The sequence below is a fragment of the Janthinobacterium sp. AD80 genome (assembly GCF_002878455.1).
Lineage (GTDB): Bacteria > Pseudomonadota > Gammaproteobacteria > Burkholderiales > Burkholderiaceae_D > Janthinobacterium.
In genome coordinates, this window is record NZ_NRDQ01000024.1 from 22,091 (window position 1) to 29,428 (window position 7,338).

At 64.2% G+C, this 7,338-nt stretch carries 7 protein-coding genes and 1 pseudogene; 7 read left to right on the forward strand and 1 reads right to left on the reverse strand.

What is annotated here, in order from left to right; translation table 11 throughout:
• The first annotated feature begins 3 nt into the window (after positions 1 to 3).
• Entirely contained in the window at positions 4 to 1,161 is a 1,158-nt protein-coding gene (locus JaAD80_RS06310; RefSeq protein ID WP_258002831.1) for an ABC transporter permease, read from the forward strand.
• Complete coding sequence (locus JaAD80_RS06315; RefSeq protein ID WP_102293397.1) at positions 1,158 to 2,306, forward strand: ABC transporter permease; 1,149 nt, start codon at positions 1,158 to 1,160, stop codon at positions 2,304 to 2,306. The genes JaAD80_RS06310 and JaAD80_RS06315 overlap by 4 nt, the downstream gene beginning before the upstream one ends.
• A 60-nt stretch (positions 2,307 to 2,366) precedes the next feature.
• Here the strand turns inward: JaAD80_RS06315 and JaAD80_RS06320 are convergent, their stop codons facing one another.
• On the reverse strand, positions 2,367 to 3,230 hold the full coding sequence (locus tag JaAD80_RS06320; protein ID WP_102293398.1) for a LysR family transcriptional regulator: 864 nt from the start codon (positions 3,228 to 3,230) through the stop codon (positions 2,367 to 2,369).
• Positions 3,231 to 3,329: 99 nt separating this feature from the next.
• Here JaAD80_RS06320 and JaAD80_RS06325 point away from each other — a divergent pair, with 99 nt between their 5' ends.
• The 5 genes and pseudogenes from JaAD80_RS06325 to JaAD80_RS06345 all read left to right on the forward strand — a co-directional run.
• Entirely contained in the window at positions 3,330 to 4,187 is an 858-nt protein-coding gene (locus JaAD80_RS06325; RefSeq protein WP_102293399.1) for an alpha/beta fold hydrolase, read from the forward strand.
• Positions 4,184 to 4,789 carry a glutathione S-transferase gene (locus JaAD80_RS06330; RefSeq protein WP_102293400.1) on the forward strand — a complete coding sequence of 202 codons (606 nt, stop codon included), beginning with the start codon at positions 4,184 to 4,186 and terminating at the stop codon, positions 4,787 to 4,789. The genes JaAD80_RS06325 and JaAD80_RS06330 overlap by 4 nt, the downstream gene beginning before the upstream one ends.
• Before the next feature lie 74 nt (positions 4,790 to 4,863).
• The gene (locus JaAD80_RS06335) at positions 4,864 to 6,444 is read left to right on the forward strand and encodes a MoxR family ATPase (protein WP_102293401.1); all 1,581 of its coding nucleotides are present in this window, start codon (positions 4,864 to 4,866) and stop codon (positions 6,442 to 6,444) included.
• Positions 6,441 to 6,914, forward strand: coding sequence for a hypothetical protein (locus JaAD80_RS06340; protein ID WP_102293402.1), 474 nt, complete (start codon positions 6,441 to 6,443; stop codon positions 6,912 to 6,914). The genes JaAD80_RS06335 and JaAD80_RS06340 overlap by 4 nt, the downstream gene beginning before the upstream one ends.
• Positions 6,915 to 6,923: 9 nt before the next feature.
• Positions 6,924 to 7,338 (forward strand): annotated as a pseudogene (locus JaAD80_RS06345) (hypothetical protein); the annotation flags it as partial.

Consider the following 7,338-nt stretch of genomic DNA (forward strand, 5'->3'; position numbering starts at 1 on the left):
AGGGTGGGGTGGCTGGCACGCGAGTGGGCGCGCCTGCGCGGCGACTTCTGGGATCTGGGCATGCTCAGCTGGATACCCGTGCTGCTGTGCGCCATCCTGTGGCTGGTATTTTCCGCCGGCATCGCGCGCGACTTGCCCATCGTCGTCATCGACAACGATAATTCCACCTTGTCGCGCCAGCTCACGCGCTGGCTCGACGCTTCGCCCGGTGTCCAGGTCGCTGCCAAAGTAGCGTCCAGCGACGATGCCTTGCATCAGTTGCGCGAACGCACGGCCTTCGGCTACCTGGTGATCCCCGGTGACTTTGAAAGGAAATTGCTGGGCGGACGCCAAGCCACGGTGCAATGGCTGTACAACGCGCAGTTTTCCTCGCATGCGGGCGCCTTGCTGCGCGACGTGCGCACGGTCAGCACGACCTTGTCGGCCGGCATCGAGATGACAGCCCGTGTCAAGAAAGGCATGGCCCCCCTGCAGGCGGCGGCCCAGTTCGAGCCGATCCGCACCACCTTGAACAGTTTATACAACGAAAACATCAGTTATGAAGCGTTCCTGACCCTGGCGCTGATCCCGTCCATGCTGCAGATTTTCATTGTTGTCGCCATCGTCACGAGCATCGGCCGCGAGTTGCGCGACGGTACCGTGCCGCAATGGCTGGCTACGGCCCAGGGCAGCTGGCTGCGCGCCGTGGGCGCCAAGCTGCTGTTTCCCCTCATCGCCTATGTTGTGCTGGCACTGCTGTATCTGCTGTTCTTCAGCCTGGCGCGGGGCTGGGCCGTGGCGGGCAGCCTGCCGGCCTTACTATTGAGCATGCTGCTGCTGGTGCTCGCGTATTGCGGCCTGGGCACCTTGCTGATCGCCGCGACCCTGTCCATGCGCCTGGCCCTGTCCGGCGCGGCCTTCATTACGGCACCGGCGTTCGCCTTTGCGGGCCAGGCCTTTCCCTTGATAGCCATGCCGCCGCTGGCGCGGGCCTGGGCGGAAGCGTTGCCGCTCACGCATTATCTGCAGTTGCAAACCAAATACTGGCTGGCCGGCGCGCCGTGGCGTTATGGCGTGCAGGAAATGCTGATCCTGGCCGGCTTTGCGCTCGGCTGCGGCGCCGTGGGCCTGTTGCTGCTGGCGCGCCGCGCGAATGTCCCGGCCGCCTGGGGGCGCACATGAGCTGGTCCGCCTTTCTCGCCACCTGGCGCGCCATGCTGACGGACAAGGGCGCGCTGACCTTGCTGTTCATCGGCGGCATCATTTACTCGTTTTTCTATCCCTTGCCGTACTCGACGGAAATCGTCCAGCGCGTGCCCGTGGCCATCGTTGACCAGGACCGCAGCGCCATGTCGCGCCAGATGACGCGCTTCGCCATGGCCCACCCGTCGCTGGAAGTGATCGCCGTCACGCCCGACTTGCCCGTGGCGCAGGATTTGCTGTGGCGCGACAAGGTGATGGGCGTGCTGATCATTCCCGACGGCTTGCAGACGGACGTGCTGGCCGGGCGCGCCGCCCATGCGCAAGTGGCGGGCAACGGTTTATATCTGATGCTCAACAAGGTGGCCTTGAATGGCCTGGCCGAAGTGGTGGGCACGGTCTCGGCCGGCATCGAACTCAAGCGTCTGGGCGCGGGCACGCCGTCCGGCATCCAGGCCAACGAACAGCGCGCGCCCATCGCCTTTGACGCCGTGCCCCTGTTTAACGTGAAGGAAGGCTATGGCGCCTATGTCGTGCCCGGCGTGGCAACCCTGATTGTGCAGCAGACTTTGCTGATCGGCATGACCATGCTGTTCGGCACCTGGTACCAGCGTAAAAGTTTCCCGCTGGCGGGCCAGCGCACGGCCGGCGGTTATCTTGGCATGCTGCTGGCGTTCGCCTCGGTGGCGTTTTTGAACTGCTGCTATTTCTTTGGCTTTGTCTTCTGGTTCCAGGATTACCCGCGTGGCGGCAACTTTGGCGGCATGCTCTTGCTGCTGGTGCTGTTCTCCTTGGCCGAAGCGGCGTTCGGCATGCTGCTGGGCATGCTGTTCCGCACGCGCGAACGGGGCACGCAGCTGATGATCGCCACCTCGATGCCCGTGCTGTTCCTGGCCGGCCTGACATGGCCTGTGTCGTCCATGCCCGTCGTGCTGCAATGGCTGCGCTGGCTGCTGCCCTCGACGGCGGGCATCCAGGGCTTTGTCGCGCTCAACCAGATGGGCGCGTCCCTGTATGAAATCCGCCATGAAGTGGCGGGCTTGCTGGCCTTGCTCGTGGCCTGCGTGGCGCTGGGCTGGTGGCGCTGGCGCAAGGGGGAAGAAACGGCTGTTGTCCCGCAAGGCTGAGCATGCAGCCAGGGAAAGAGCTGGAGCCATAACTGCCCGCATCGTTGGCGACGGAATCGATCATGCTTTCTGCAGTGCCGCCAGCAGCAGCTGGCAAAAACCGTCACGCGCGGGGTCGGGCAGGTTGACATTGGCCCGCAGCAGGCTGGCGACGCGGGGCAGCGGTGCCCGCCGCTCCAGTGCCGCGTGCCGGTGCACGCCCTGGCCCAAGTTGCGTGCATTGACCACCGCGATGCCAAGGCCGGCGGCAACCGCGGTCAGCATGCCCGCCACCGATGGGCATTCCAGGCCCACGCTCCACGCCATGCCGGCCTGGCCCAGTTTTTCCTCGGCCAGCCGGCGGTAAAAGCAGTGCGGCCCGTAGGTGATCAGTTTGACGGCGTGTCCCGGCAAAGCCTGCTCTGCCGTGGCAGCGCACCAATGCAGCGTTTCTGTCCATAGCAGCGTGTCGCCCGGCGTCGCCTTGCCGGCAAAATCCTGGTGCAAAATCACATCGAGCACGCCGTCGGCAAAGCGTTCGCGCAATACCTGGCTTTGCTCCACCACCAGTTGCACATCCACCTTGGGGTGATGGTGCGAGAACTGCGACAGCACCGCGCACACGTCCGCCAATGAAATCTGCTCCGTCACGCCGATGCGCAGACGGCCTTGCATCGCCGATGGCGAAAAATGGGCAACGGCGTCATCGTGGGCGTCGAGTATGTTGAACGCATGCCGCAGCAGCACGGCTCCCTGGTCGGTCGTGCCAAACAGCCCGCCGCTGCGCGCCAGCAGCTGGCAATCGAGCTGCTGCTCCAGCCGCTTGATTTTCCAGCTGACGGCCGACTGGCTCAGATGCAGCAGGCTGGCGGCCTGGCTCATGCTGCCGGTTTGTGCCACCGCCCTGAACACACGCAGGGCGTCGATGGATAGACGTAAATTCATGGACTATGACAAAAGTTGGATTGAAGATTAAAAGAATGTCGCTGGCGTCATGTTCAGTCTAGCCTTAGCCTGCAGGTTCTGCAAACAAAAGGACATCTGATGACGAGTCAAGAACCGCTGTTGAATGGCCACGCCCTGATCCACGGCCAGCGTATCGCCACCGGCATCCATGGCGCAGGCACGCCGCTGGTGCTGGTGCATGGCACGCCGGCGCACAGCATTATCTGGCGCGAACTGGTGCCGCTGTTCGTCGATGCCGGTTTCCAGGTGCACCTGTATGACTTGCTGGGCTTTGGGCAATCCGAGCGGCCCGCCCAGGCCGATACCTCGGTAGCGGCGCAGGTGACCTTGCTGGCGGCCTTGTTTGATCACTGGCAACTGCCGGCCACGCATTTGTTCGGCCACGATATCGGCGGCGCCATTGCGCTGCGCCTGGCGTTCGACCACGCGGCGCGGCTGCGCAGCTTGAGCATCGCCGACGCGCCCAGCTACGATTCCTGGCCATCGCCCACCTGGAGGCATCTGCGCGATGACTTCGCCCGGTATGCCTTGACGCCGGCCAGCGAGCATCGCGCCACGATGGCGCGCCAGCTGGGCATGGCCGTTTTTCACAAGGACAGGATGCAGGGCGAGCTTTTGCGCCGTTACCTGGAGCCGCTGTGCGGCGTGGTGGGGCAGCCCTCGTTTTACCAGCATCAGGTGGCGCACTATAACGCCTGCCATACGATGGACTTTGCCGAAAAACTGCCGCGGTTAGCCTTGCCGGTACAGGTATTATGGGGCCGGCAGGACGAGTGGCAGCCGGTGGCTTATGCTCATCGCCTGCAGCGCGATATTCCCGGCGCCACCTTGCACCTGTTTGACGAGGCCGGGCACTTTCTGATGGAAGATGCGCCAGCGGCCGTTGCGGCACAAGTGATCGCGTTTATTCATCAGCTGGAGAGGAGAAAACCATGATATTGATCGGAATGCTCGATTCGCCTTACGTCAGGCGCGTCGCCATTGGCATGAAAGTGCTGGGTCTGGAATATGAACACCGGCCCTTGTCGGTGTTTTCCGATTTCGACCAGGTACAAGCCATCAATCCTGCCGTCAAAGTGCCGACCCTGGTCACCGGCGACGGCCAGGTGCTGATGGACTCGACCCTGATCCTCGCGTATCTGGAAGAACTGGCAGCAGATGCTCCCCGCATCAGGCCGGAGCCGGGGCCTGCACGCCTGCGCGCGCTGTGCCAGACCAGCTATGCTTTGGCGGCCTGCGACAAAGCCGTGCAGATCGTCTATGAGCGGCGCTTGCGCCCGCAGGAAAAGCAGCACCAGCCCTGGCTGGACCGCGTCCAGCTGCAGTTGCATGGCGCCTGGCGGCAGCTGGACGCGTCACTGCGCGAAGAGGCGCCGGACTGCCTGAGTATTGCCGGCATCACCATTGCCGTGGCCTGGAGTTTTGCTCGGCAGATGGTGCCCGACGTGATGGCGGCCGGCGACTATCCGGCCGTGGCCGCGCTGACGGCGCTGGCCGAGCGGCAGCCGGTGTTTCTGGCTACGCCGATGGCCGGCTGATCCGCTTTCATCCGAACCGGTATTTGCAGGCGGCTTGTGCAATAATTTCATTTCCTTAACGGAAGAGTATTGCCATGCCGTCTTTTAATCTGTTCCAGCGCCTGTCCCAGGCCCCCACCAAGCCTAAAGCGGCGCCTGCTGCGCGGCAGTTTGACGTGGCCGACCTGTACCAGGGGCCCATTGCGCTGGGAGCGGAAGGCGAGGCGCAAGCGCGGCCTTTCGATGAAAAGCTGCGCCAGGCCTATTTCTGGATCGTCAACCACGCCATCATCAGCCCCCATTACGACATCGAATACAACGATGGCCCGTCGCAGACGTATGCCGTGGGCGACAGCCGCCGCACCCTGAATCTGCCGTCGGCGCAAAGCTATTCCAGCTTCATTTTGCTGCCCCTGCTGACCTTCGCCACGCGCCGCAAATGCCTGTTCGTCGGCGGGCCGGGGCGGGGCAAGACGGCCAGCGCCTTGCTGATGGGCGTGCTGGCAGGTTCCACCGTCAAGGAAGTCAAGCGCGCCATGCAGCACGGCCACCCGCAGATGACGGTGGCCGACCTGCTGGGCAACCCGCTGCCGGCCGATCTGGTCAACGCGCAAAGCATGGACGATATCCGCATCGCCTGGCGCGCCTGGCTGGGCATGCGCGTGAAAATCGTCGATGAATACAACCGCATTCCCACGCGCACGCAAAGCGCGCTGCTCACCGTGATGGGCGACAATTACGCGGAAGTGCTGAACCATATTTACGAGTGTCCGGAAGCGGCCTGGTATCTGACGGCCAACGATGACCAGGGCGGCGGCACCTACCAGGTGATCGAGGCGCTGCGCGACCGGGTCGACGTGACGGTGCAGGCGCTGGCCTTCAACCCGCGCTTCCTGAACGAATTGCTGCTGCGCGTGGAAGAAAACGTGCGCCCCGAAGAGCTGGTGCCGCCCGATATCATCTTCACGGAAGGGGAGGTGGACCAGATCGGCGAAGCGATCCGCCAGGTGGCCGTGCCCGACGCCGTGCGCCGGCGCCTGGAATTTTTCGCCAGCCAGTTCGAGCTGTTCGAGACGGCCGGCGGCCAGTTCGAATACATGACCAAGGATACGGCACGCCTTGCTGGCGCCGACCGGGGGCAGGCGCAGGCGGCCGACAATGGGCGCGACCGCCTGAAGGACCTTGGCTGCCAGACCTTGAACGGCATTTCCGTGCGCACCCTGATGGCGCTCCTGATCTACGCCAAGGCCATGGCCTATTTCCGCGGCAATGATGAAGTGGCGCTGGACGACTTGCGCCAGGTGCTGCCGTTCGTCCTGCATAACAAGCTGCAGCCGGACCCGGACGCGCCATTCTTCGCGCTGCCGGAAAACGCCGCCTACCGCAGCGACAGGCTGGGCTGGCTGCGCCGTTTGTTCGATCTGTCGAACGATGAATTCAACCGCCTGGACCTGGACCGCGACGACCCTGTCGGCGTGTTGTCGGCCGAATTCGACCTGGGCCTCGACGGCGTCAGCGAACGCGAGACTCTGGCGCGTTTGAACCGCATCGAAAAGCTGATCGGCGAACGCACGAAAGGGAGAAAACTGTATGGTCCCCTGTACGACGACCTGTTGAAACTCAAGTACCTGCACCAGCGCTATACCAACTACCGCAGCTGGCTGCGTTCGCAATGAGCGTGCTGCGTTGTCAAGGCTTCCTGGAAGCGCTGTCCCTGCTCAATGGCGAAGCCAGTGACCTGTGCGCCAGCTACGAGTTGCGGCGCCTGCCCGATGCGCCCGATTTGGCCACGGCGCTGGGCATGCGCGTGGAAGATTACGCCTTGCGCGTCATCGCGCCCGCGCGCGACTTGCCTGCGCCGTTGTGGGATATCAAGCTGGCGCCGTGCGGGCGCGCGCAGCTGGAGCAGGTATGCCAGCGCTGGTTTTTCTCGTCGCGGCACATGCAGGCGGCGCCGCCCGGGCGTTTTCGGGCGCAGCTGGTGGCCGCCTTCCTGGAATCGCTTGACGAGGCGCTCGGTGGATTTTCCCTGCACGCCGTGACGATGACGCCGCCATCCGGCTTCTGGTATGCGATCCACTGGGACGAGATCGCGTTCGAATCCGGGAGTGAACGCTATCTGCTGCACTTTTCGCACAGCGACTGAGGAAGAACGATGATTTCTCCTGCCTTCGCATCGATACTCGCCAGCGGCCGCGCCCAGTTCAACGGCCGCGCCGTGGAAGCGCGCCGGCGTTTTCCCGCGCTCGACATGGCCGCCTTTGGCGCCTTTTTGCACGATGGTGTCGATCCGCTGGTGCTGGCCGTGGCCGCCGCCGCGCCCGAGCGGGTGGGCGGCGTCACCCTGGCCGCGTATGACATGGCCCTGGAACTGGTGGGCCATGGCCTGGCCGGACCGGCCGCGAAAAATCCCTTGTTGAACAGCGTATGGCGCGAGCTTGCGCCGCAGTTGGCGCCACTGCTGGCGACGGCGCCGGTCGACGTGCTGGGCATGCTCAGCAACGCCGCCATCCACCTGGGCGGCGTGGCCGGCGCGCGGCCCGCGCAATGGCAGCGCGAGCTGGCCGCCC

Excerpts from the sequence above, each read along its gene's own strand:
- JaAD80_RS06315 (WP_102293397.1), top strand. The coding sequence starts at position 1,158 with ATGAGCTGGTCCGCCTTTCTCGCCACCTGGCGCGCCATGCTGACGGAC.
- JaAD80_RS06320 (WP_102293398.1), bottom strand. The coding sequence starts at position 3,230 with ATGAATTTACGTCTATCCATCGACGCCCTGCGTGTGTTCAGGGCGGTG.
- JaAD80_RS06325 (WP_102293399.1), top strand. The coding sequence starts at position 3,330 with ATGACGAGTCAAGAACCGCTGTTGAATGGCCACGCCCTGATCCACGGC.
- JaAD80_RS06330 (WP_102293400.1), top strand. The coding sequence starts at position 4,184 with ATGATATTGATCGGAATGCTCGATTCGCCTTACGTCAGGCGCGTCGCC.
- JaAD80_RS06335 (WP_102293401.1), top strand. The coding sequence starts at position 4,864 with ATGCCGTCTTTTAATCTGTTCCAGCGCCTGTCCCAGGCCCCCACCAAG.
- JaAD80_RS06340 (WP_102293402.1), top strand. The coding sequence starts at position 6,441 with ATGAGCGTGCTGCGTTGTCAAGGCTTCCTGGAAGCGCTGTCCCTGCTC.